Source organism: Rhodanobacter sp. C03 (genome assembly GCF_002001175.1).
GTDB lineage: Bacteria > Pseudomonadota > Gammaproteobacteria > Xanthomonadales > Rhodanobacteraceae > Rhodanobacter.
In genome coordinates this window covers 15,831-39,306 of the sequence record NZ_MUNT01000011.1, presented here as the reverse complement: position 1 = coordinate 39,306, position 23,476 = coordinate 15,831, and the positions used below count along the sequence as shown (strand labels likewise).

Annotated in this window: 26 protein-coding genes and 1 tRNA gene; 3 read left to right on the top strand and 24 right to left on the bottom strand. The window is 64.1% G+C overall.

What is annotated here, in order from left to right:
• Positions 1-8 precede the first annotated feature (8 nt).
• Entirely contained in the window at positions 9-764 is a 756-nt protein-coding gene (locus B0E48_RS14875; protein WP_077518948.1) for a glycosyltransferase family 2 protein, read from the top strand.
• 206 nt (positions 765-970) lie between these two features.
• Here B0E48_RS14875 and B0E48_RS14870 read toward each other — a convergent pair whose 3' ends face one another.
• The 9 genes from B0E48_RS14870 to B0E48_RS14830 form a co-directional block, all read right to left on the bottom strand.
• Positions 971-2,962, bottom strand: coding sequence for an alpha/beta fold hydrolase (locus B0E48_RS14870; RefSeq protein WP_077518947.1), 1,992 nt, complete (start codon positions 2,960-2,962; stop codon positions 971-973).
• Between the two features lie 187 nt (positions 2,963-3,149).
• Positions 3,150-3,887, bottom strand: coding sequence for a 3-oxoacyl-ACP reductase FabG (gene fabG, locus B0E48_RS14865; RefSeq protein ID WP_077518946.1), 738 nt, complete (start codon positions 3,885-3,887; stop codon positions 3,150-3,152).
• Positions 3,888-3,903: 16 nt separating this feature from the next.
• A complete protein-coding gene (locus tag B0E48_RS14860; protein ID WP_077518945.1) occupies positions 3,904-4,338 on the bottom strand; it encodes a phosphotransferase in 435 nt (144 codons plus the stop codon).
• Positions 4,322-6,646, bottom strand: coding sequence for an MMPL family transporter (locus B0E48_RS14855; RefSeq protein WP_077518944.1), 2,325 nt, complete (start codon positions 6,644-6,646; stop codon positions 4,322-4,324). Before B0E48_RS14855 ends, B0E48_RS14860 begins: the two co-directional genes overlap by 17 nt.
• Before the next feature lie 2 nt (positions 6,647-6,648).
• On the bottom strand, positions 6,649-7,281 hold the full coding sequence (locus B0E48_RS14850) for a LolA-related protein (protein ID WP_254423985.1): 633 nt from the start codon (positions 7,279-7,281) through the stop codon (positions 6,649-6,651).
• The gene (locus B0E48_RS14845; RefSeq protein ID WP_077518942.1) at positions 7,244-8,203 is read right to left on the bottom strand and encodes an acyltransferase; all 960 of its coding nucleotides are present in this window, start codon (positions 8,201-8,203) and stop codon (positions 7,244-7,246) included. The genes B0E48_RS14850 and B0E48_RS14845 overlap by 38 nt, the downstream gene beginning before the upstream one ends.
• Positions 8,200-8,508 (bottom strand): hydroxymyristoyl-ACP dehydratase, encoded by a 309-nt coding sequence (locus B0E48_RS14840; protein ID WP_077518941.1) that lies wholly within the window; start codon positions 8,506-8,508, stop codon positions 8,200-8,202. Before B0E48_RS14840 ends, B0E48_RS14845 begins: the two co-directional genes overlap by 4 nt.
• The gene (locus B0E48_RS14835; protein WP_077518940.1) at positions 8,505-9,224 is read right to left on the bottom strand and encodes a xanthomonadin biosynthesis protein; all 720 of its coding nucleotides are present in this window, start codon (positions 9,222-9,224) and stop codon (positions 8,505-8,507) included. The genes B0E48_RS14840 and B0E48_RS14835 overlap by 4 nt, the downstream gene beginning before the upstream one ends.
• A 100-nt stretch (positions 9,225-9,324) precedes the next feature.
• On the bottom strand, positions 9,325-9,594 hold the full coding sequence (locus B0E48_RS14830) for a phosphopantetheine-binding protein (RefSeq protein WP_077518939.1): 270 nt from the start codon (positions 9,592-9,594) through the stop codon (positions 9,325-9,327).
• A gap of 92 nt (positions 9,595-9,686) precedes the next feature.
• On the opposite strand from B0E48_RS14830, the gene B0E48_RS14825 reads away from it, so the two are divergent.
• Entirely contained in the window at positions 9,687-10,679 is a 993-nt protein-coding gene (locus B0E48_RS14825) for a pteridine-dependent deoxygenase (protein ID WP_077518938.1), read from the top strand.
• Between the two features lie 82 nt (positions 10,680-10,761).
• Here the strand turns inward: B0E48_RS14825 and glmU are convergent, their stop codons facing one another.
• From glmU to queD, 14 genes are all read right to left on the bottom strand, one after another.
• Positions 10,762-12,132: a bifunctional UDP-N-acetylglucosamine diphosphorylase/glucosamine-1-phosphate N-acetyltransferase GlmU gene (gene glmU, locus B0E48_RS14820; RefSeq protein ID WP_077518937.1), complete on the bottom strand. Its 1,371-nt coding sequence runs from the start codon at positions 12,130-12,132 to the stop codon at positions 10,762-10,764.
• A gap of 64 nt (positions 12,133-12,196) precedes the next feature.
• Entirely contained in the window at positions 12,197-13,279 is a 1,083-nt protein-coding gene (locus B0E48_RS14815) for a DUF748 domain-containing protein (RefSeq protein ID WP_077518936.1), read from the bottom strand.
• Between the two features lie 65 nt (positions 13,280-13,344).
• Positions 13,345-13,890, bottom strand: a complete 546-nt coding sequence (locus B0E48_RS14810; protein WP_077518935.1) for a hypothetical protein — start codon at positions 13,888-13,890, stop codon at positions 13,345-13,347.
• Positions 13,891-14,053: 163 nt separating this feature from the next.
• Entirely contained in the window at positions 14,054-14,482 is a 429-nt protein-coding gene (locus tag B0E48_RS14805; protein ID WP_077518934.1) for a F0F1 ATP synthase subunit epsilon, read from the bottom strand.
• Positions 14,483-14,538: 56 nt separating this feature from the next.
• Entirely contained in the window at positions 14,539-15,951 is a 1,413-nt protein-coding gene (atpD, locus tag B0E48_RS14800; protein WP_077518933.1) for a F0F1 ATP synthase subunit beta, read from the bottom strand.
• Between the two features lie 77 nt (positions 15,952-16,028).
• Positions 16,029-16,946 carry a F0F1 ATP synthase subunit gamma gene (atpG, locus tag B0E48_RS14795; RefSeq protein WP_077518932.1) on the bottom strand — a complete coding sequence of 306 codons (918 nt, stop codon included), beginning with the start codon at positions 16,944-16,946 and terminating at the stop codon, positions 16,029-16,031.
• 73 nt (positions 16,947-17,019) lie between these two features.
• Entirely contained in the window at positions 17,020-18,570 is a 1,551-nt protein-coding gene (gene atpA, locus B0E48_RS14790; RefSeq protein ID WP_077518931.1) for a F0F1 ATP synthase subunit alpha, read from the bottom strand.
• Between the two features lie 61 nt (positions 18,571-18,631).
• Positions 18,632-19,165, bottom strand: coding sequence for a F0F1 ATP synthase subunit delta (locus B0E48_RS14785; RefSeq protein ID WP_077518930.1), 534 nt, complete (start codon positions 19,163-19,165; stop codon positions 18,632-18,634).
• A gap of 3 nt (positions 19,166-19,168) precedes the next feature.
• Positions 19,169-19,639: a F0F1 ATP synthase subunit B gene (locus tag B0E48_RS14780; RefSeq protein ID WP_077440242.1), complete on the bottom strand. Its 471-nt coding sequence runs from the start codon at positions 19,637-19,639 to the stop codon at positions 19,169-19,171.
• Positions 19,640-19,732: 93 nt separating this feature from the next.
• On the bottom strand, positions 19,733-20,011 hold the full coding sequence (gene atpE, locus B0E48_RS14775) for a F0F1 ATP synthase subunit C (protein WP_077440243.1): 279 nt from the start codon (positions 20,009-20,011) through the stop codon (positions 19,733-19,735).
• Positions 20,012-20,093: 82 nt separating this feature from the next.
• Positions 20,094-20,909 carry a F0F1 ATP synthase subunit A gene (atpB, locus tag B0E48_RS14770; RefSeq protein ID WP_077518929.1) on the bottom strand — a complete coding sequence of 272 codons (816 nt, stop codon included), beginning with the start codon at positions 20,907-20,909 and terminating at the stop codon, positions 20,094-20,096.
• Between the two features lie 3 nt (positions 20,910-20,912).
• Positions 20,913-21,278 carry a hypothetical protein gene (locus tag B0E48_RS14765; protein ID WP_254423984.1) on the bottom strand — a complete coding sequence of 122 codons (366 nt, stop codon included), beginning with the start codon at positions 21,276-21,278 and terminating at the stop codon, positions 20,913-20,915.
• A gap of 260 nt (positions 21,279-21,538) precedes the next feature.
• The gene (locus B0E48_RS14760) at positions 21,539-21,925 is read right to left on the bottom strand and encodes a phasin family protein (protein ID WP_077518927.1); all 387 of its coding nucleotides are present in this window, start codon (positions 21,923-21,925) and stop codon (positions 21,539-21,541) included.
• Positions 21,926-22,077: 152 nt separating this feature from the next.
• Positions 22,078-22,440, bottom strand: a complete 363-nt coding sequence (gene queD / locus B0E48_RS14755) for a 6-carboxytetrahydropterin synthase QueD (protein ID WP_077518926.1) — start codon at positions 22,438-22,440, stop codon at positions 22,078-22,080.
• A 251-nt stretch (positions 22,441-22,691) separates the two neighbouring features.
• On the opposite strand from queD, the gene B0E48_RS14750 reads away from it, so the two are divergent.
• Positions 22,692-23,075, top strand: coding sequence for an HU family DNA-binding protein (locus B0E48_RS14750; RefSeq protein ID WP_077518925.1), 384 nt, complete (start codon positions 22,692-22,694; stop codon positions 23,073-23,075).
• Between the two features lie 158 nt (positions 23,076-23,233).
• On the opposite strand, the gene B0E48_RS14745 is transcribed toward B0E48_RS14750, so the two are convergent.
• Positions 23,234-23,310 (bottom strand) — tRNA-Met (locus tag B0E48_RS14745).
• Positions 23,311-23,476 lie beyond the last annotated feature (166 nt).

Here is a 23,476-nt window from a genome sequence, read left to right as displayed (position 1 = left end):
CTGGTCGCTTGAACACCGCTGTTGCACGCTGGTGCGTGCTGATTCCCTGCCTCAACGAGGAAGCCGCGATCCAGTCGGTGGTCGAGTCCGTGCTCGCGCTCGGTGCGCCGGTCATCGTGATCGACGATGGCTCCGATGACCGCACACCGGAAATCGTCGCCGCACTGCCGGTCACCTTGCTGCGCCACAACGAGCGACGCGGCAAGGGCGAGGCCTTGCGCCATGGCTTTCGCGAGGCCATGCGCCAGGGTTACGACGCGGTGCTGACGATGGACGGCGACGGCCAGCATCTGGCCAGTGACATTCCGCGCATCGCGGCCGCCGCCACGCAATACCCCGAGCACATCGTGATCGGCGCACGCCTGCTCGATCGCGCGCAGCAGCCGAACGGTCGCCGCCGTGCCAACGCCGTCGCCGACTGGGGCATCTCGTGGGCCTGCGCGCAACCGGTCGCCGACACCCAGAGCGGCCAGCGCTGGTATCCACGCGCCGCGCTGGAGCTGGTCGACCTGTCGGCCGAAAACTTCGTGTTCGAGGCGGCCATCCTGATCGCCGCCTCGCGTGAGAAGCAGCTCGGTGTGGTCTCGGTGCCGATCGCCTCGCGCTATCACGGCGAGTTCCGGCTCAGTCACTTCAACCCGGTCGGCGATGTCACCCGCATCACCCTCTATACGATCAGCCGGGTGATCCACTACGGCCACATCGTGGCCAGCTATAGACGCTCGCGCGGCACGCCGGTTGTGGTCGACAGCGCGACGGGCTGACCCTGACACCGCGTGCAAGCCACGCCGCACTTGCTGGCAGTCCAGCAGCAAACAGCGCGGTCCATCGCACGCTGCCAGGCGACGTACCCTGTGACAACGGACCTTGCAGCTTCAATGGGTAAAGGCTCCGCGGGGTCAAGTCAGGGGCACTACCCGGCAGCTGCATATGAGTCAGGCAATGCGACGGTGGTCGTCCTTGCGGCCATTCAATGCGTGGCCGCAGTGGCCGTGGTACTTGCATCACCCACACCCGCGCCAATGCTGGAACCCACGAACTGCAGCATCCTCGTGTACAGCTCGGTGATGTTCGCTTCATCGTAGAAGCCGTGCATCTCGCAGGGCTTCTCGATCCATTCGTGAGGCACGTTGCGCTTGGCCAGTTCCGTGTGAAGGCTGATACCCTGGACTGACGGTACGCGTTCATCCTGGCCACCGACCACCAGCATCACCCGGGCCTTGAGTGCATCAAGCTGGTGGATCGGCGAATGTTTGGCCAGCTCGGCCATGTCGTCGCCCATCTGCCGCTTGAGATAATTCTCGCCGCTCGTCGACTTGTGCGTATCGCCGCGCCGGTACATCAGCGGCAAATCGTAGACGCCCACGTAGCCAATCGCGCACTTGTACAGATCGGGTTCCTTCACCGCGCCTTCGAGCGCGGCGTAGCCGCCGTAACTGGCGCCATAGATGCACAGGCGCTGCGGATCGGCGATGCCCTGGCTGATGGCCCAGCGGGTGGCGTCGGTCACGTCGTCCTGCATCTTGCCGCCCCACTCGCGCCAGCCGGCCTTTTCGAAGTCGTAGCCGTAGCCGCCCGAACCGCGGAAGTTAACCTGCACCACGGCATAACCGTGCGTGGCCAACGCCTGCACGTCGGGGTCGTAGTCCCAGCGGTCGCGGACGAAGAACGGACCGCCATGCACCACAACCACCGTCGGCAGGTGCTTGTCGTGCTCATGGCCCGGCGGGTAGCTCACGTAACCCTGCAGTTTCATGCCATCGCGTGCGGCGAACTCAAATGGTTGCTTGGTCGCCATCGCCCTGGGGTTGATCCACGACGCCCGCTGCAGCAGCGGGGTCAGCCTGTTGGCCTTGGAGTCGAACAGGTAGAACGTACCGGGGTCGGCGTCGGCCTCCACCAGTACCACGCTCAAGCTGCCGTCGCGGGTGCCGGAGACGAACTGCACGCTCTCGCCGGGAAACTGCTTCATCAGCGCCAGTAACGACTGCGTCGCGGGGGACTGCATGTCGAACGGCACGATGCCGGCGCGGCCGTCCATGAAGGTGACGCCGGCGATGTCGCCTTCGGCCAGTCCCTTCATCAGCCCGTCGGCCTCGATCTTCGAATTGCTCCATACCTCCTGCAGCACGGGCTCGGCCTCGGTCCAGCGGCAGACGCCGAAACCGCCGTCCGCTCCCGGGCAATAGAAGTAGGCTGCGCTGTCGTCGCGGTTGAACGCAATGGGGGTGGAACGGCTGGAATTCAGATCCGGCATTGCTTTCCAGCCACCGTCGTCGACCGGATGCTGGAAGACCTGGACGCCGCCGTTTTCGTCCTTGCCCCACGCGAAACGGATCCTTCCCTGGTGATCGGCCAGGAACTGCGCGTCGTGGATCGGTGCTGTGATGAGCTTGATCATGACGCCGGTGCGCACGTCCATGCGGTTGGCGGTCGGTAATGCCCCTTCCTTGCCGGCACCCCACAGGCTGGTGGATACCAGTATGTGATTGGGGTCATCGGGAATCGATGCGATGAATTCGGCCGTGCCACGCGTACTGACCGCGTGCTGGATAAGCGAGCCGGTGGTCATGCCGTCTTTGCGGACGCCATACAGCATGTCGGAACCACTCCCGTCGGCATTGACCGCATACAGTTCTCCGGTGGCCAGCGGTGCGTCGTAGCCACCGACACGCGTTCCCACCGTGTACACCACGCGAGTCGGGGATACCCACCAGAAGTCGGTGACGGCGTCCTCGTCGCGGGGTCGAACCAGTTGCGATTTCTTGTCCGCGAGATGGATCAGTGCGAGCACGGTCTGCCCCTTCACCACCGCCGTGGCGGCGAGGTATTCGCCATCGGGCGAGATCTTCACGGCGTCGTATTGCATGTGCCGCGCAAGCTCGGCAAACGGCACGGGCTGCGCATGCAAGATAGTGGCGCACAGCAACAGCACTGCGACGATCCAGCGTCGAATATTCATCCTGATTTTCCCCTGTGCCTGAAGTCCACGACCGCGATCTGCGCGATCGTCCCTGGAACAGATTAGCTCAACATAATCCGCAATGGATCAACTTCGGTGCTCGGCATGGAGCGAAGCCACTCCTGAATCTTTCCATGCCTTGCGGAAACACGTCGAAATATCAATTCCGTCCCGCACGCTTGCCGCGCTAGCCCATGCCGCCATTGACGCCGATCACCTGGCCATTGATGTAGCCCGCCGCATCGCTGCACAGGAACGCGACCAGCGCGGCAACTTCCTCCGGCTTGCCGGCGCGTTGCGCGGGCACGATCTCGCGGATGCGCTCGGGCGGGAAATCCGCGCCGATCATGCGTCCCTCGATCACGCCCGGGGCGACTACGTTCACCGTGACCCCTCGCGAAGCCATCTCGCGCGCAAGCGATTTGCTGGCGCCATGCAATGCAGCTTTTGCGGCCGCGTAATTGGTCTGCCCACGGTTGCCCAATTGCGCGGCCACCGAACTCAATGAGACGATGCGACCGAAGCGCGCGCGCGCCATCGGCAGCAGAAGCGGTTGGGTCACGTTGAAGAAACCGTGCAGCGAGACATCGATCACCCGATGCCATTGCTCGCCGCTCATTCCGGCCATCGGTGCGTCGTCGTGCACGCCGGCATTGTTGATTACCGCGTGGATCGGGCCTTCGGACAACAGCATGTCCAGTGCGGCACGTGTCACCTCGGCATCGGTGACATCGAACGCCGTCGCCTGTGCGCTGCCGCCGGCTGCGCGGATCGCGGCCACCACGGTTTCCGCGCGCGACAGGCTCTGATTGGCATGCACGATGACGTGATAGCCGCCTGCGGCCAACGCCTCGCAGATCGCACCGCCGAGTTCACCACTGCCGCCGGTGACCAGCGCGCGCCGCACCGCAGATGTTGCTGACATGGCATGACCTCGTGATTCAGGACTCGGGGTGGATCACCGCGGCGCGCCCGCTGGCCAGTAGGCGACCACGATGTTCGACGCGGAACGCGTATTGCGCACCGCCATCATCGGCATAAAGACATTCGGCATGGATGTCCAGCTGACCGTCCAGCCGATCGACATATTCCTCGAACAAGTGCACGTCACGCAGGCTGACCAGGCGGCCCGGTCGTGCCACCTGCGCACCCTTCGCGCGCGCCAGCAAGCCACCATGCACGGCCATCGCCTGCGCACCGTATTCGGCCAGATGCACGGCATGCAAGCCCTGCGGGCCACGCAACGGGTTATCTGCACGCGTGTGGCCAGCGCTGGTCGCATGAATCGTGCGCTCGTCCCACGCCAGCATCGCATCCAGCAGACACATGCTGCCGGCGTGCGGGATCAGTGGTGCCCAGTCAGTCTTCGGAAGCATGCGTATGTGGTGCCATCAGGATCGACAGGCAGAAGTGGAAGGCGACACCGAGGCTCACCGTGAGCCCGATCGCACGCAGCACCGGGATCGTCGCCCACGCCAGCATGCCGAACACCAGCAGCGCGGACAGCACGCACACGAGGGTGGCATGCAGGGTGCGCCGCTGCTCGGCCGGATCGCCGGTGTCGCGTTCAAAGAACAGCGCGTAATGCAGACCGAGGCCACCGGCGAGGATCAACGCGACCAGATGGAACAGCGAGATCTCGATGCCGGCCATGCGCTCCACTGCCAGCACCAGGAACGTCGCCAGCGTCATCGGTGCCAGCACATGCCACGCACGACGCAGGCTGCGCAAAGCGAAGGTAATGGTCAGCACCAGCAACACGCTGGCCACCAGCAGCGCCTGCAGGATGCGCGTGCGATATGCCGCCACCAGCGATTCCGAGGCGGCCTTCAGGTCGAGCAGGCGCGCGTTGCCGCCGCTGTCTGCTCCCAGCGCCTGCAGTGCGGCGACGTCGTGCACGCCACTGACCGTGCCCAGGCCGAGCCAATGCCCATCACGCTGCACCAGCATCGCGGCGAGGCGCTGACCCAGCGGCGTCTGCACGTACAGCTCGGGTGTCAGCGGCGACAACTGCCGCGCGGTTTCGACATCATCGAGGAAGGGCTGGAAAAGATCGGCGCGGAATGGCAGGCCTTGCAAGGCCCGGGTCAATGCACTCTGCAAGGTGGCGCGATCCGGCAGCTTCTGCTGCCGCGCCTGTTGCAACGCCACCGTTGGCAGATAGCGTGACGGCAGTTCCAGCGCGTCGACGGCGTGCTGCGCGACCAGCGCATCCACCTTCGGTTGCAACTGCTCGGACAGTGCCAGCACGCCCTGCTCGGTCGATGCCTGCAAGACCAGCAGGTAACGCACGTCGGGGGCACCCAGCGCCTCGCGCAAACGGGCGTCGTTCTGCAGCATGTCCTGCGGCAGTGGCGTCAGCGCGGCGAGGTTGTTCTGCCAGAACGAGCCACGCGCGAAGGCCAGCATCAGCACGATCGCTAGCGCCACCACGAGGGGAATCCAGCGCGGTCGCGGCAGCCGATCGACGAGATCGCGCGCCGTCGCCAGCCAGCGCATCTCGGCCACATCACGCACACGCACCGGCAGCAGGTGCGACAGCAGATAGCGCGTACTGAAGCCGGCCACCAGCAGGCCAACGATGGTGAACACGGCGAGCTGCTTCAGTCCATTCACGCCGGACGCATAGAACGCCAGATAGGCAATGCAGGCCGAGGCGATCGCGGTGAGCAGCAACGGCCACAACGCGCGCACGCTCTGCACCGCATCCTCGCCGGCACGACGGTGGCTGAGTACGCGAATCGGATACTCCTGCGCCACGCCGAGCAGGGTGAAGCCGAACGCCAACGTAATGCCGTGCACCTCGGAAAACACCACGGTCAACGCCGCGATACCGGCCAGCGCCGCGCTGGCGATCGGCAGCGCCGACAGCAGCAACGAACTCAGGCTGCGATACGCCAGCAGCAGCAGCACGATGAAACCCACGCTGGAAATCCGACCGATCCAGTCGGCCTGGTGCCGCGTCTGCGCACCGACCACCACGCTGAAATAGCCGGGACCGCTGAACTCGAGCTTCGCGCCGACATGGCCTGGCAAGGCATCGAACGCATGCTGGACACCGTCGATCGCCTGCTGCTGCGCGTCCGGATCAAAGCCTGCGGCAGCGGTCTGCACCAGCAGCAAGGCTTCGTTCTGCGGCGAGAACCACACGCCTTCGCGCAGCTCAGGCGATTTCGCCGGCGTCCAGCGTTCGGCCAGCTTCAGCACTTCCAGCGTGGGATCACGCGGCAGCAAGCCTTTCAGCAAACTCGCCGCGGGCGAGGACAAATCGTCCAGCCGCTGCTGCAGCTGATCGGCGAGATACGGATTGTCCAGCCGCTGCGTATCCAGCGTCGGCGACAGCAGGTAGCGATACGGCAGCAGGCCGGAAGGCAGCGCGCCCAGATCGAAGCTGCCGTTGAGTACCTGGCTGTAACGCTTGTCGCCGTGCAGTGCGCCGACCAGGCCCTGGCTCAACGCTGCCAGTTGCGCATCCGACTGGCCGGAGATCGCCAACAAGAGCAACCGCGAACCGGGCCCGTCGCCAACCTGTTCCATCAGCAGTCGCTGATCAGGCGTGGTCGGTGCCGGCATGAAGCTGCGCAGATCGGTGCTGACCTTCAGTCGCTGACTGACCATCCAGCCGAGTCCGGCCAGCACCAGCAACCAGAGCACAAGCAGCGTGGCACGACCACCGCGTCGCATCTTCAGTGCGCGCCCTGACAGAGTGCCAGCAGCGCCTCGCGCGTCGGTTGTGCAGGCATCTTCGCCGCGAGCGGGCCGAGCAGGTCGATCGCCAGATCGCCATCCGCCTCCTGCATGCGCATGCAGCGCGAGGTCTTGCCGTCACCGTCGATCGCGATGCTGGCTACCGTCTTGGCCACCTTCGCATCGCGTGGCACCATGGTTAGTGTCCATGCTGCTGCCCGGTCGCCGCTCTGCCGGATCTCGAACGCCTGCTGCAGGCGTCCGGCATCGCCGCTCAGCAACGCCACGAAGCTGTCCAGCAACACCTGCAGCTGCGGTGCGCGGCTGAGTGAAAAGTGCCGCGGGCTCTTGCCCGCGCGCTGCTGGGTCACCTCGCCGTCGGCGATGGTGGCGGTTTCGTCATTCGGATGTTCGACATGCCGCTGCAACTTGTCGCCGCCCAGCCAGGCCAGCTCGCCGGACACCACCAGCGGACGATCCAGCACCTGCATGAAACGCGCTTCGGCAAACGCCGTGCGGGCGGGCGCGGGTTGGCCCAGGGCGGTGATCAACGCTTGCGCCGATGATGACGCCACGGCCGGTGCGGGACTGGCCTCAGACGCCGACGCGTTCGCCCACAGCGGCAGCGACATGCTGAGCAGGAGCGCGCATATCTTGCTGCCAGAAATCATAGAAGTTGAACCAGTTGTAGGGAGCGACATGGACATAATGTTCCAGACGTTGCGCGTAGCGAGCAATCAGCGCATCCAGTGCCGGGCCACGTTGCTGCCGCGGAATCTCCACCCGGTCGGCCAGCGGCTCGAAGATCAGCCGGTAACGGTTGCCGCCCAGGTACAGGCCAAAGCAAAGCACCACCGGTACCTGCAGCGTATGTGCCAGCAGCCACGGGCTGATCGGGAACGGGGCCGGTGAACCGAGGAACGGCGCATGCCGCAACACCTCATGCCCGCGCCCGCGATCGGCCAGCATCGCCACCACGGCGCCGTTCTGGCAGGCCTCGGACATGGCCAGCGCAATCGAGGTGCCATCCTGAGCAGCGTCGATCACGCAGGCGCCCACCTCCGGTGCCAGTGCTTCCAGCAACTCGGTCATCGCTGGAGTCTTCTGCTTGTCCAGCACCACCCGCAGGGGCATTTCCGGCCGACGTGCGCCGAGTGCGCGCAACGCCTCGAAACTGCCCTGGTGCGAGCCGAACAGCAGCACGCCACGACCCAGCGCAATGCGCTGGTCGAGCAGTTCCAGGCCTTCGGTTTCGATCTGGAACGGCTTCTCGCCATGGGCCAGCAGAAATACCCGATCCATGATCGTGGCGGCGAAACAATGGATGTGCTTGAACACCTGCCATGGCATCGCCGGCTGGCCGAACACACGCTGCAGGTACTGCTTCGACGCCAGCCGCTCCGGCCGGCGGCGCAAATAGAAGTACAGCGTGATCGGGTACAGGCACACGCGCGCCACGCGACGGCCGCCATACAGTGCGATCGCACGGATCAGCCAGATCGCAAAACGGCCACCGCCTTCCGGGCGGCTCTGCCAATGCTCGTTGGTGCTCATGTCGCTCCCTCGACCATGCCACGCGCCAGCAGGCTGCTGTCGCGCCGAATCTCGAAACGGAAGCGCGAATGGAGCGCATCCGTTTCCGTCAGGCACACGATGGCTGCTTCATCCGGCAGCAACGGTGCCATGAACTTCGCCTCCAGCACACGGGCCAGCCGCTGTCCGCGCCATGCACGCAGGGCCAATGCCACCTGTTCCAGCAGGATCACTCCCGGCACCAGCGGATGGCCGGGGAAATGCCCCGGCAACGCCGGATGGCCGGCGTCGATGCGCAACGCCTGCTCGAAGACGGCGCCATTCATGACGCGACAGTCCGGTTGCCGCGCAGCAGCTGCGGCCAATGCAGGACCAGCTGCAACAGCATGTCGTGCAAACCGGGGTGACTCAGATGACGCAGTCGCCAGCGACGATAGCCATACTCCAGCAGGAACGCAGCACCGAGCAGCGCGTAACCACCCACATGCAGCCAGGCCGCGGCCCAGCGATCCGACACCGGCAGCGGCGAGACGAGGCCGAAGCGCGCCAGCAGTCCGCTGTGTTCGGCACACAGCAGCAATACCGCGAGTACCACCGCCTGCGTCGCCAGCAGCAGCGTCCAGAACCAGGTGAGCTGACGCGCATAACGCGCCACCCCGGGCTGCTGCAGTCGCTCGGCACCTTCGATGGCGACGATGAAACGCGTCACCAGCGGCTCGGACGTACCCAGCGTGCTGCCGAACCAGCAGGCCAGCAGCGCATTGATCAGCACCGGCACCGCTTCCAGCAACAGGCCGGCGAATCCGTACAGCGACAGCAGCAGCAACGCCACCAGCACGCCCAGCCAGACCAGCCATGGCCCGGCCCGACGCGTCTGCAGCCGCGGCAGCATCACGGCCGTCAGCAGCAACAGCAGCGCCACCAGCGGGAAAATCTGCCGATGCGTCAGCGCGCCGGCGATCGCCAGCAAGGGATAGGCCAGCAGCAGCGGCAGCACATAACGCCGCGACGTGCTTTCAAGAGCTGGGGATGAAGTCGTCATGCAGCATTCCGCGATGGCAACACCGGTAGCGCAAGCCTGCCACCAGCGGGGGAATACCACGTGACGAGACGGGTTCCACGGGTTCGTCCACCAGCGGGCGTCAGCCGACGCGGTGCTGCTCGACATGCGCGGACAGCGTGCGCAGACTGGTGAAGATCTGCCGGTTGTCCGGATTGTCCGAGCGCAGCTGGAAGCCGTAGCGCTTGGACACCGCCAGCGCGATTTCCAGCGCATCGATCGAATCCAGGCCCAGCTCGCCACCGAACAGCGGGGCATCCGGATCGATCTGTTCGGGGGTGACGGCTTCGAGATTCAGGCACTCCACGATCAACGTGGCCAATTCGCGCTGCGCCGCTGTCTGCTCTGCCATGCTCGATTCCGTACTCTAGATTCATTGCCTCCCCCCGGTGGCAGTGGCCGCGGAGTGTAACATAGCGCCCTTGTCGTTCCCGGTTGTACGCAATGATTCAGGGATGTGAAGACCCACTGCTCGCCCCACTGAAACGCCCCGCCCCGCGCATTTCCTACCGGATCGCGGACGCGGCAGCGGCGCTGAAGGAAGCGGGCACACTGGCGTTGTTCGGTTTTGGCGCCGGCAGCCCGAACTCCGACGATCCGCGCTACCTGCAGGTGGCGCTGGAATGTTTCGACGCGCCGGCACCGCTGGAAATCTGGCAGGTCGACGCGGCGGTGAGCTGCGGTACCGACGGTGCATTGCACTGGTCGGCCGGTGGTGGCTGGCTGTTCGCGGCGATCGACCTGGACGAATCCGCCCACGGCGGCCCCACCGCCACCGCGCAACTGGCTTACGAGCAGTTGCACCGCTTCGTCGCCGCGCGTGGTGCACAGCACGTGCTGCGCGTGTGGAACTACCTTGGCGCGATCAATCACGGTGCAGGCGACGCCGAGCGTTACAAGCAGTTCTGCGATGGCCGCGCGCGTGGCATGGGCGATTTCTTCGCCGAGGGCTTTCCCGCTGCCACTGCGATTGGTCACCACGACGCGCAGCATCGGCTGCAGGTCTATCTGCTGGCCTGCGACCAGGGCGGCACGCGGGTGGAGAATCCGCGCCAGGTGAGTGCATGGCGCTACCCGCGCCAGTACGGCCGCACCCCGCCCAGCTTTGCCCGTGCGATGACGCTGCCGGCGCAGGATGTGCTGGCGATCTCCGGCACTGCCGCGGTGGTCGGCCACGCCTCCGCGCACCAGGACGACCTGGATGCCCAGCTCGAAGAAACCCTCACCAACCTCGAAGCGCTGCTGGCCAGCGCCGACATGACCGCCGACTTCGATACCCATTCCCCGCTGAAGGCCTACGTGCGGCATGCCGCCGATGCCCCGCGCGTGCGCGAATTCTTCCGCCAGCGCCTGCCCGGCGTGCCGGTGCTGCTGCTGCACGGCGACATCTGCCGCAGCGAACTGCTGGTGGAGATCGATGGTTGGCGCTATGCGTAGCGCGGAGTGAGTGAACACGCGAGGAGTGAGAAACGAGTGGGCGGTACGCTTTCTCTCGTTTCTCACTCCTCGCTTTTCTGACTCATTTCTGCTTCAACGGCCGCTTCCATCCAGGAAATGTCTGCTGCCTGCCGCGCGCCACGGTCAGCTCGCCCCCTGGCGCATCGTGCGTGATCACCGAGCCGGCGCCAATGGTGGCTTGCGCCCCAACCGTCACCGGCGCCACCAGCGCGCTGTTGGAGCCGATGAAGGCACCGTCGCCGATGCGGGTCACGAATTTGTTCACGCCATCGTAGTTGCAGGTGATGGTGCCGGCGCCGACGTTGACGCCGCGGCCGATCTCGCTGTCGCCGAGGTAGCTGAGATGGTTCGCCTTGCTGTTCTCGCCGATGCGGGTTTTCTTGGTCTCGACGAAGTTGCCGACGTGCACGCCGGCGTCCAGTTCGGTACCCGGGCGCAGCCGCGCGAACGGACCGATCGTGCACGGACCGTGGGTGACCACGCCCTCCAGATCGCAATGCGACTGCACCACGGTGCCGCTGGCGAGCTGCACGTCCTTCAGGCGGGTGAAGGCGCCGATGCGCACGTCATCACCGAGCGCCACCGTGCCTTCGAGGATCACGTCGATGTCGATCTCGACATCGCGACCGGTGCGAACGGCGCCGCGTACATCGATGCGCAGCGGATCAGCCAATCGCACGCCCTCAACCATCAACGCGTGGGCGGCACGCTGACGATACGCCGCCTCCAGCCCGGCCAGTTGCAGCGGATTGTTGGCACCGGCGGCTTCCACCGGATCGGCACATTCGACGCTGAGCGCACCACGACCTTCTTCAGCCGCCATGCCGAAGATGTCGGTGAGGTAGTACTCGCCTTGCGCGTTGTTGCGGTCCAGCCGCTTGATCCAGCCGCGCAGCACCATCGCATCGGCGACCAGGATGCCGGTGTTGACCAGCTTGACGGCGCGCTGATCCGGATCGGCATCCTTCTCCTCGATCACCGCACGGACCTTGCCGTTGCCATCACACAGCACCCGGCCGTAGCCCTGCGGATCGGCAAGCCGGGTGGTGAGCAGGCTGAAACCACCTTCGGCCTGCACCAGTTGCTGCAAGGTCTCGACCCGGGTCAGCGGCACGTCGCCGTACAGCACCAGCACGCGCGCCTCCCTTGGCACGCCGCCGAGCGCCTGCTCCACCGCATGGCCGGTGCCCAGTTGCTCGGCCTGTCGTACCCAGTGCAGCTCGGGCTGATCGGCAAACGCCGCCTGCACCTGCTCGCCGCAGTGACCATGAACGATATGGATGGCGGCCGGCTGCAGTGCGCGCGCCGCGGCGAGGACATGCCCCAGCAGCGGTCGACCCGCCAGCGGCATCAGCACCTTCGCGCGTTTGGACTTCATCCGCTTGCCTTCACCGGCAGCGAGGATGATCACGTGCAAGGCGGGAGTTTCCATGTGGCACCACGGCATCGGGAATCAGTGAACGCGCAGGATACATCGAGTTTTCGCGGATCACGATTCAGTGCGTGGTGGTTCCGTCGGCCGGCTTCAGGTTCTTCAGATGCGGGAGGTACGCCTTGACGAAGGCATTGCGCAGCACGCCGACGATCGCCTGGGACGTATCCAGCTGTTTGTCGTCGATGCGTCCGCTGATCGGCACGCGGGTGGCGAACTGATCGTTCGCATGGTTCTCGAACAGCGAGACCACGCCCTGGGCCAGTGCCTCATAGGCCAGCTTGAGCGGCCCCTTTCGGTCCTGCACAACATCCTGCTTCCAGCTGAAGATCTTCAGGTCATGGAAAATCGGCTTGGCATAGCCATCGAGCTGACCGTTTTTGGCTTCCAGCTCCATCGTGAAGTCGCCGCTGCCGCCGGCGAAATCCAGTCCGGCATAGGCGCGGGCGAGATCGTTGGCCTTGACCAGCTGGATGTTCGAGGCATGCAGCTGGTAGGAAAAATCGCCGAAGTGACTCAGCGGATCGAAGCTGGCCTGGGTCTCGAACGGCGCGTCGCCGAGGATCTTCGCGGTGGCATGCAGCTCGGCCACGCGATTGCCATGGCGGCGCTGGATGTTGGTGAGATTGGTGACCGTGCCGTTGACGTCGGTCATCTTCAGATCGACGCGCGGGTTCGTCACGAAACTCTGGAATGTCACCGTACCGTTGCTGACGTTGATCTCGTCCAGACGCATCGGCGCCAGCAACTTGAGCTGGGCACGCCAGTCCACGCCCTTGCCGGTCTGGCTGTCGTCGTCGCCCTGACCTTTGACAAAATTGATCGTCGGGCTGGTGAAATTCACCTTGCCGCGAAATACGCCATGGCTCAAAGCGAACCAGCTGAGCTCGATATCCGCACGGGGGGTATCGAGCAAGGGCACCGGCAGCTTGCCGGTTGTCTTGACGATACGCAGTTCGTTGATGGTGTACGCACCATGCCAGAGATGCAGGTCGATATCCGCGATCTGGCCGTGATACTCACCCATCCGGTCCATGCGGGCGTTGAGGTAGTGGCGCACCGCGTAGGGCAACAACGCGCGCGCGATCACCAGCAGCAGGATGACGACCAGAAGCCAGCCAAGATGGCGGCGATGATGAGGCTTCATGAGGTCGATCCGCGGCGCAAGTCAGCACATTCTAGATACCGACATGTTCGCGCGGCGTGGATGCGCTACGGACGTGCCGTTCGGGACGCTTCCGTGGAGACGGATGCGTGGCCAGCGTGACATTCGAAGCGGAACACGTAGGTAAGACTGAACGGCTTCGTCTCGTCATACACCACATGGCTGTTGCCATTGGCATCGGCGGCCCAGTGGCTGACCTGCAACGGATTGAACTGCCACTGCCGCGCGGCGTGGCGAGCCGCGGCGATGAACAGGCGCCGATTTGCGTCAGCCTGCGCCTCGTCGACAACACGCACTTCGCTAACCTTGCCGCCCTCATCCACGATCAGCAGTGCCTGGACTTCCTGCGGCGGCGGGCACGTCGTGAGCTGATCGGCAGGATAGACCGGGGTAACCCGCTGGAACGGCGTGGCGCCACTGGATACCTCTCCCAGCGCCAGCTGGTAACGCACCATGCCGGGTGTGGATACCTCCTGCCAGGACGCCTCTCCGGTAGCGGAGAGTGCAGGTGGATGGGCGGGCTGTGTGGTGGCGCAAGCAACCAGCGCCACGCTGACCGAGACCGGCGGCAGCATGCGCGCGAATCGGATCATGTTGGGCTCCCATGCGGAACGACGCTATCGAAACTAACAGATTACATATGTAATTTGTAGCTGCGCGGCCGTCATGATTTCCAACCCTCACATGCAGAAACGCCGGCACGGGGCCGGCGCTTTCTGTCACTTCGATGTCCGCACACCGTGGCGTGCGAATCACTCAGTGCTTGAGGTTCTTGCGCAGGCGCTCCAGCGCCTGCAGCTGGGTCATCGCCTCGACCAGCTTGGCCTGAGCCTCGGCAATATCCAACGCGTCGGTGCGGTGGGCCAGCGCGTCTTCGGCTTCCTTCTTGGCGCGCTGCGCGGATGCCTCGTCCAGATCGGACGCGCGGGCAGCGGTGTCGGCCAGCACGGTGATCACCTGCGGCTGCACTTCCAGGATGCCGCCGGACACCCAGAACTGCTGACGCTCACCGCCGGCCAGCACCACGTCGACGTGACCCGGCTTGAGGCGGGTGATCAGCGGGGCGTGGCGGGGCGTGATGCCCAGCTCGCCCAGCTCGCCGGTGGCGACCACCATCACAGCGTCGCCGTGATAGATCTCGGCTTCGGCACTGACGATGTCGACGCGAATGGTTTGGGTGGTCATGACTCAGATTCCGAATGCGTAAGACACAGGGCGGACTGACGGTCCGCCCTTGAGGATCAGGCAGCCTTCTTGGCGCCCATCTCTTCGGCCTTCTTGACCGCCTCGTCGATGCCGCCAACCATGTAGAACGCCTGCTCCGGCAGATGGTCAACGTCGCCGTCGACGATCATCTTGAAACCGCGGATGGTTTCCTTCAGTGGCACGTACTTGCCCGGCGAGCCGGTGAACACTTCGGCCACGTGGAACGGCTGCGAGAAGAAGCGCTCGATCTTGCGCGCGCGCGACACGGCCTGCTTGTCTTCTTCCGACAGCTCGTCCATGCCGAGGATCGCGATGATGTCCTTCAGCTCCTTGTAGCGCTGCAGCGTGCCCTGCACGCGACGGGCGACGTCGTAGTGCTCGACGCCGATCACGTTCGGGTCCAGCTGACGGCTGGTGGAATCGAGCGGATCCACCGCCGGGTAGATACCCAGCGAAGCGATGTTACGGCTCAACACCACGGTCGCGTCCAAGTGGGCGAAGGTGGTGGCCGGCGACGGATCGGTAAGGTCATCCGCGGGCACGTAGACGGCCTGGATCGAGGTGATCGAGCCGGTCTTGGTCGAGGTGATGCGCTCCTGCAGCACGCCCATTTCCTCGGCCAGCGTCGGCTGGTAACCCACCGCCGACGGCATACGGCCGAGCAGCGCGGACACTTCGGTACCGGCCAGCGTGTAGCGGTAGATGTTGTCGACGAAGAACAGCACGTCACGGCCCTTGCCGGATGCGTCCTTCTCGTCGCGGAAGTACTCGGCCATGGTCAGGCCGGTCAGCGCCACGCGCAGACGGTTGCCCGGCGGCTCGTTCATCTGGCCGTACACCATCGCGACCTTGTCGAGCACGTTGGAGTCTTTCATCTCGTGGTAGAAGTCGTTGCCCTCGCGGGTACGCTCACCCACGCCGGCGAACACGGACAGACCTTCGTGCGCCTTGGCGATGTTGTTGATCAATTCCATCATGTTGACGGTCTTGCCCACGCCGGCGCCGCCGAACAGGCCGACCTTGCCGCCCTTGGCGAACGGGCACATCAGGTCGATCACCTTGATGCCGGTTTCCAGCAGGTCGTTCGCGGCCGCCTGGTCGTCGTAGCTCGGCGCCTCGCGATGGATCACCCACTGATCCTGCTCGCCGATCGGACCGGCTTCGTCGATCGGGTTGCCGAGCACGTCCATGATGCGGCCGAGTGTGGCCTTGCCCACCGGCACCTTGATGCCTTCGCCGGTGTTGCGGGCGATCAGGTTGCGGCGCAGGCCGTCGGTGGAACCGAGCGCGATCGTACGCACGATGCCGTCGCCCAGCACCTGCTGCACTTCCAGCGTGATCTCGGTGCCGTCGATCTTCAGTGCGTCGTACACCTGCGGTACCTGATCGCGCGGAAACTCGACGTCGATAACCGCGCCGATGATCTGAACAACTTTACCCTGGCTCATGGAATGCTCCGGATGGATCTTTTAGTGTCTGTGTCGGCGCCGCTACGCGTCGCCATGAATAGGTTGGGTACTACTTATTAAACCGCCGCGGCGCCGCCGACGATTTCCGAGATTTCCTGGGTGATCGCCGCCTGACGCGCCTTGTTGTAGATCAGCGTCAGTTCGCCGATCACCTTGTTCGCGTTGTCCGACGCGCTCTTCATCGCCACCATCCGCGCGGCATGCTCGCTGGCCAGATTCTCCAGCGACGCCTGGTACACCACCGACTCGATGTAACGACCCAGCACGTGCTCCAGCACGGTCTGCGCATCGGGCTCGTAGATGTAGTCCCAGTCGTGGCTCGCTTCCAGCTTGACGCCGGCATAAGCCGTCTCGCCAGCGGCTTGGTGCGCTTCCATTTCCGACGCCACCAGCGGCAGCGGCAACAGCGCGTCGATGGTCGGCTTCTGCGTCATGGTGTTGACGAAGTCGTTGTAGGCGAGGAACACCCGATCCAGGCCGTTGGACGTATAGGCGTCCATCATCACCTTGATCACGCCGACCAGCTGCTCCAACTTCGGCTTTTCGCCGAGATGGCTGACGCTGCCGATCAGGTTGACGCCCTTCAGACGACGGAAGAACGAGATCGCCTTCTGGCCGATCGCCACTACGTCGACCTGCACGCCCTGCTGCTGCCACTCGGCGATCGCCGGCAACAGGCGACGAAACAGGTTGGAGTTGAGACCGCCGCACAGACCGCGATCAGTCGACACCACGATGTAGCCAACCCGCGCCACTTTCTCGCGCTGGGTCAGGAACGGATGGCTGAAATCGGTGCTGGCCTGGGCCACATGCGCGATCACCTTGCGCATCGAGCGGGCATACGGACGCGAGGCCTTCATCATGTCCTGCGCACGACGAATCTTTGCCGCAGAGACCATTTCGAGCGCGCGCGTGACCTTGCGCATGTTCTGCGTGCTCTTGATCTTGGTTTTGATTTCGCGTCCGCTGGCCATGCTTTATCCGCTCGTTGTGCTCGCTGGTGGGAAGGGAGAACGCTGTCCGCCCTTCCGATTCACTACTACCGACTTACCAGCTACCGGTTTTCTTGTACTCGTCCAGCGAGGCCTTGAAGGTGGCTTCGATGTCGTTGTTCCAGTCGCCGGTGGCCACGATCTTGGCCATCAGCTCGGCGTGGTTCTGGTGCATGAACGCGTGCAAGCCCTTCTCGAACGGCAGCACCTTGTTGACCGGCAGGTCGTCGAGGTAACCCTTCTCGGCGGCGTACACCGACAGGGCCAGCTCGGCGATCGACAGCGGCGAGTACTGCGCCTGCTTCATCAGTTCGACCACGCGCTGACCACGATCGAGCTGAGCGCGGGTGGCCGGATCCAGATCCGAGGCGAACTGCGCGAACGCGGCCAGCTCACGGTACTGCGCCAGCGCCAGCTTCACGCCGCCGGACAGCTTCTTGACGATCTTGGTCTGCGCGGCACCGCCGACGCGGGACACCGAGATACCGGCGTTCACGGCCGGACGGATACCGGCGTTGAACAGGTCGGTTTCCAGGAAGATCTGGCCGTCGGTGATCGAGATCACGTTGGTCGGCACGAACGCCGAAACGTCGCCGCCCTGGGTCTCGATGATCGGCAGCGCGGTCAGCGAACCGGTCTTGCCCTTCACTTCGCCGTTGGTGAACTTCTCGACGTATTCCTCGGACACGCGCGATGCGCGCTCGAGCAGACGGCTGTGGAGATAGAACACGTCGCCCGGGTATGCCTCACGGCCCGGCGGGCGCTTCAGCAGCAGCGAGATCTGGCGGTAGGCCACGGCCTGCTTGGACAGATCGTCATACACGATCAGCGCGTCTTCGCCGCGATCGCGGAAGTACTCGCCCATCGCGCAACCGGAATACGGCGCGACGTACTGCAGCGCAGCCGACTCGGACGCCGAGGCGACCACGACGATGGTGTTGGCCAGTGCGCCGTTCGCTTCGAGCTTGCGCACCACGTTGGCCACCGACGAACGCTTCTGGCCGATCGCGACGTAGATGCACTTAATGCCGGAATCCTTCTGCGCGATGATCGCGTCGATCGCCAGCGCGGTCTTGCCGGTCTGGCGGTCGCCGATGATCAGCTCGCGCTGGCCGCGGCCGACCGGGATCATAGCGTCGACCGACTTGTAGCCGGTCTGCAGCGGCTGGTCGACCGACTTGCGCCAGATCACGCCCGGCGCGACCTTCTCGATCGCCGCGTTGAGCTTGGCACCGAGCGGGCCCTTGCCGTCGATCGGGTTGCCCAGCGCGTCGACGACGCGGCCGAGCAGTTCCGGGCCGACCGGCACTTCGAGGATGCGGCCGGTGGTCTTGGCGGTATCGCCTTCGCGCAGGTGCTGGTATTCGCCGAGCACCACCGCGCCGACCGAGTCGCGCTCAAGGTTCAGCGCCAACGCAAACGAGTTGCCCGGCAGCTCGATCATTTCACCCTGCATCACATCGGCCAGGCCGTGGATGCGCACGATGCCGTCGGACACGCTGATGATCGTGCCTTCGTTGCGTGCTTCCGCGCCGAGCTTGAACTGCTCGATGCGGTTCTTGATCAGTTCGCTGATCTCGGACGGATTCAAAGTGGTGCTGGACATGGCAAGTTTTCCTGGGATTCGCGCCGCATCAGCGGCACCCGATAGGTTTTGATTCTTTGGATCAGTGCGCTAATGCGCTGGCCAGCTGCGCCAGACGTCCGCGAGCGGAGCCGTCGATCACTTCTGCACCGGTATCGATCACCACGCCAGCCAGCAGCGAGGCATCGACCCGGGTTTCCAGTTCGATCTCGCGCTTGAAGCGGCGCTTCAGCGATACCTTGAGTTGCTCGGCCTGCGCCGCGTCCAATGCCAGCGCGCTGGTCACCTTGACCAGCAGCTGCGACTCGGACTCACGCTTGAATGCCTCGTACAGTTCGGCCACTTCCGGCAGCAGCGCCATGCGACGCTGCTCGGCCATCTCGGTGAGGAACTGCGCGAACGGCGCATCGGCGGCGACATCGGCTGGCAGATGCAGCGCCACCAGCTGTGCCGGCAGCACCCGCGGATCGGTGCCGAGATCGGCCACGCGCGAATCCTTCGCTACCGCAGCAGCGAAGGCCAGCGCCTGCGACCATGCCGCCAGCGAACCGGCGGCATGCGCCACTTCGAAGGCGGCGCGGGCGTACGGGCGAGCGAGGGTGATTGCCTGGGCCATCGATCAGATCTCGGCCGCGAGCTGGTCGAGCAAGGCCTTGTGCGTCGACGCATCGACTTCGCGCTGCACGATCTTGCTGGCACCCTGCACCGCCAACGCGCCGACCTGCTCGCGCAGCTGGTCACGGGCACGCTGGGCCATCGACGCGATGTCGTCCTGCGCGCTCGCCTTCAGCCGGTTGATCTCGGTGATGGCTTCGCCACGGGCCTTGTCGATGATCTGATTGGCCTGCTGCTGGGCCTTGTCGATGATCTCGGAGGCCTGCTGACGGGCCACCTTGATCTCGGCAGCCACCTTCACGTCGGCACTCTTCAGCTCGGCGTGCGCACGCTCGGCCGCATTGAGGCCTTCGGCGATCTTGATCTGCCGTTCTTCAATGGCCTTGTTGATGTGCGGCCAGATGAAGTGGACACAGAACCAGATCAAGATGGCGAACGAAATCATTTCGCCAATCAAGGTCGCGTTGAAATCCATCGCTGCGTTACCTGTAAATACGGGATGAAACAGACACGGGCACTATTGATGCCCGTGCCAGACGGACGGCGGCGCCACGGCGCCGCCAGTAACTCAACCTGCGACCAGCTTCGACAGCAGCGGGTTGGCCACGGCGAAGTACATCGCCAGCGCCACGCCGATCAGGAACGCGGCGTCGATCAGGCCAGCGAGCAGGAACATGCGGCCCTGCAGCAGCGGCACCAGCTCCGGCTGACGCGCGGCGGCTTCGAGGAACTTCGAACCCATGACGCCGATACCGATACAGGCACCGAGGGCGCCGAGGCCGATGATCAGACCCAACGCGATGGCGGTGAAGGACTGCACTTGAGCAATATGAGCGATGAGTTCCACGACGGTCTCCTGAGAAATTTAAACTGAAAAGATCAAAACGGTTGAAGCGGATGATTCGAAAAACGGGATTCGATAAACGTGATCAGTGGTGATCGTGCGCCATCGAGATGTACACGATCGTCAGCACCATGAAAATGAACGCCTGGATGCCGATGATCAGGATGTGGAAGAGGCCCCACACCGTGTAGCCGATGATCCCAGCACCATACAGCGCCCAACCTGCCAGGCCAGCGCCAGCACTGAACAAACCCGCGATCAGCATGAAGACCAATTCGCCGGCATACATGTTGCCGAACAGTCGCATCGCCAGGCTCACCGGCTTGGACAGCAGTTCGACCACGTTGAGCAGGAAATTGGGGATCCACAGCAGGGGGTGCGCGCCAAACGGAGCGGTGAACAGCTCGTGCATGTAGCCGCTGGCACCCTTCGCCTTGAAGCTGTAGAAAATGATCAGCACGAAGATGGTCAGCGACATCGCAAAGGTCATGTTGATGTCGGCGGTCGGCACAGCGCGGAAATGACCCACGCCAAACTTCTCGGTGATCCACGGCAGCAGATCGACCGGCAGCAGATCCATCGCATTCATCAGGAAGACCCAGACAAACACGGTCAGCGCCAGCGGCCCGAGGAAACGACGGTCGCCGTGGAACACGTCCTTGACCTGGCCGTCGACGAATTCCAGCACGATCTCGACGAAAGCCTGGCCCTTGCCCGGCACACCGGCGGTGGCCTTGCGCGCCTTCAGCCAGAACAGCAGGCAAAACACCACGCCCAGCACCAACGACACGGTAATCGAGTCGATATGCACCGCCCAGAAACCCTCCGGACTCGCCTGCGGACGCAGGTGGGTCAAATGGTGCTGGATGTATTCGGTCAGGCCACCCGACTCGCTCGCCATGTCTCAACCCTTGAATCTGAACGCCAGCAGATAAACCGCGTAGGCAGCCGCCAACCCCGTGATGGCGGCCAGCGGCGGCAATTTATATTGGAACAGGATCACGACCAGCCCTCCGACGATCACGATCCATTTCAGGAGCATGCCCGTCAGCAACCGGCTCAACGCCAGACCCGCCCCACCCAGTCCGCTGAAGAAGCGCGCCGACAGCAGCGCGGTACCCAGCGCCACCAGCGTCGCACCTGCCGCGGCCGACATCGCTTCACGACGCCCCAGCGTCAGGAAAACGAGGCCAACAAGCACCGCCACAGCAAGCTGCAGCCACATGATGCGCAAAGCGAGACGTCGACCAGAGGCAAGACTATTGAGCACGTAACGTCTCCGCGCGGTTTCCACCAGGCGGCACCGATACAGCTGCGGGCCACGATCCAATCCGTAAAAGTATAGCAGTGCGGTCGTTGCATGGACAAGCCACGCAACCTGCGACATCTCGTCCCGGCACGCGCGAATTGCGCCTCGGATCGATTGGTGACCGCATGGGGCCAGCGCATTTTGCGGTGAGCCATAAAAAAAGGCCGGACATGAAGTCCGGCCCTTTGATTATCGCGGCGAACCGCGACGATGCAGCGGTATTACTTGGCAGCCTTCTTGGCGGCGGCGATCGGAGCGGCAACGGCCTCGTTGGCGGCCTGGCGCTGTTCCTGCACGAGCGCATTCAGCGACTCGGCGGTCTTCTGCGTGATGGCCAGGATTTCCTGCGAGACAGCCACCGAACGCTCGGCGTTGTCGCGGTTCAGGCTGGTGCCCTTCTCCCACAATGTGCGCAGGCCGTTGACGTCACGCGTTTCCAGCGCCTCGGCAACGAACTCGGCCGAAACCTGGGACTGCTGCTCGAGCGCCTTGAGCTGCAGCTCGGCGACCGTCTCCAGACCCTTCAGGGCCAGCGCCTGCGCCTTGAACGCGCTGTCGGTGAACTGCTTGGTGAAAGCGAAAAGCTGGTTGTTGATCTGCTGAGTCATGACGCTGTCCTCACTGAGGCTTGGGGTAGTGGGACGAACTCTAACAGCAGTTTTTGTGCAGTGCAATATATATTTCCAATACCGGCCAGACCATTCGACAAATATTCAGTGAAAACGTTTACTTATGAGTAGCTCCGGGTTTTCGCGTCGCGTCAAAAGCTGCCGCGACTGCAGCTGGCCCCCGACGTGCAGGTTTCATGCACCACCACCTTGTCCAAGCCCGGCAGCCGCGGTTGCAGCCGTTGCCAGATCCAGCGCGCCAGCATCTCGCTGGTCGGATTTTCCAGCCCATCGATGTCATTGAGGTAGTGATGGTCAAGCTGGTCGTACAGCGGAGCGAAGGCAGTCTTCAGGTCGGCGAAGTCCATCACCCAGCCCAGCTGTGGATCGGGCTCACCCGCCACATGGATCTCGACGCGGAACGAATGCCCGTGCAAGCGTGCGCACTTGTGCCCGGCCGGCACATTCGGCAGCCGGTGCGCCGCCTCGAGGGTAAAGACCTTGAAGATATTCATCCCGCCATTGTACAGCCGGACACCTTCGGCACCGTGGCGCGATTGACCTAGGCAACCGGGCCTCTGCGGTTGTTTCCGATGCCGTGAGGGCTCGCTGGTGCACGTGGCAACCGGACGCACGATCCGCGTCGCATGCGTTTCCTCGTCACCGGATCGCCGGCGAACTGTTGGCCGTACTGCAAATTTGCCCTACATTCCGCTTGCCGGGCGAAGTTTCGGCATCCCATCCATCGAAATGCGCAGGGAAACGTATGGCAAAGACCCAGAAACAGGCCGTGAAAAAGGCAGCCCCGAAAGCCGCCGCCAAGCCGGCAGCTCCCAAACCGATCAAGGAAGTCCTGAGCAAGTCGGGACTGGTAGCGCATCTCGTTGAGGCGAGCGGCGTCGTGGCCAAGGACGTGCGCGCCGTGCTCGCTGCGCTGGAAGGCGCCGTCACCGGCTCCGTCCACAAGAAGGGCGCCGGCACGTTCATGCTGCCCGGCCTGCTGAAGATCACCGCCGTCAGCGTGCCGGCCAAGCCGAAGCGCAAGGGCATCAACCCGTTCACCAAGCTTGAGCAAGTGTTCGCGGCCAAGCCGGCCAGCGTGAAGATCAAGGTGCGTCCGCTGAAGAAGCTCAAGGACGCCGCCGCCTGAGAGGCGTGACGACGTTGTTGCGGTGACCTGTGTTCATTGCCGCCGATGCGCGGCAATGAACCGCGCATCCCGACATCCCGTCAGACAGGCACAAAAAACCCCGCGATCATGCGGGGGGCTTTGTTCTCGATTCGGGCTTTTGACCTGAAGTCGATGATTGGTGGCTATGGGTGGACTCGAACCACCGACCCCAGCATTATGAGTGCTGTGCTCTAACCAGCTGAGCTACATAGCCTTGAAGGAAGCCCCAGCATACCGGATCGGTGCGATCCAAGCGGGGCGCGGCAGTGTAGTCGCGTCGACTGCTACGTTCAAGCCCGCGGCTTGCCGCTGCTTCGCGCGCCATGGTTGAATCGAGTGCAGGGCTGGGTACGACGCTGCTGGCGAAAGATCACGCCGAC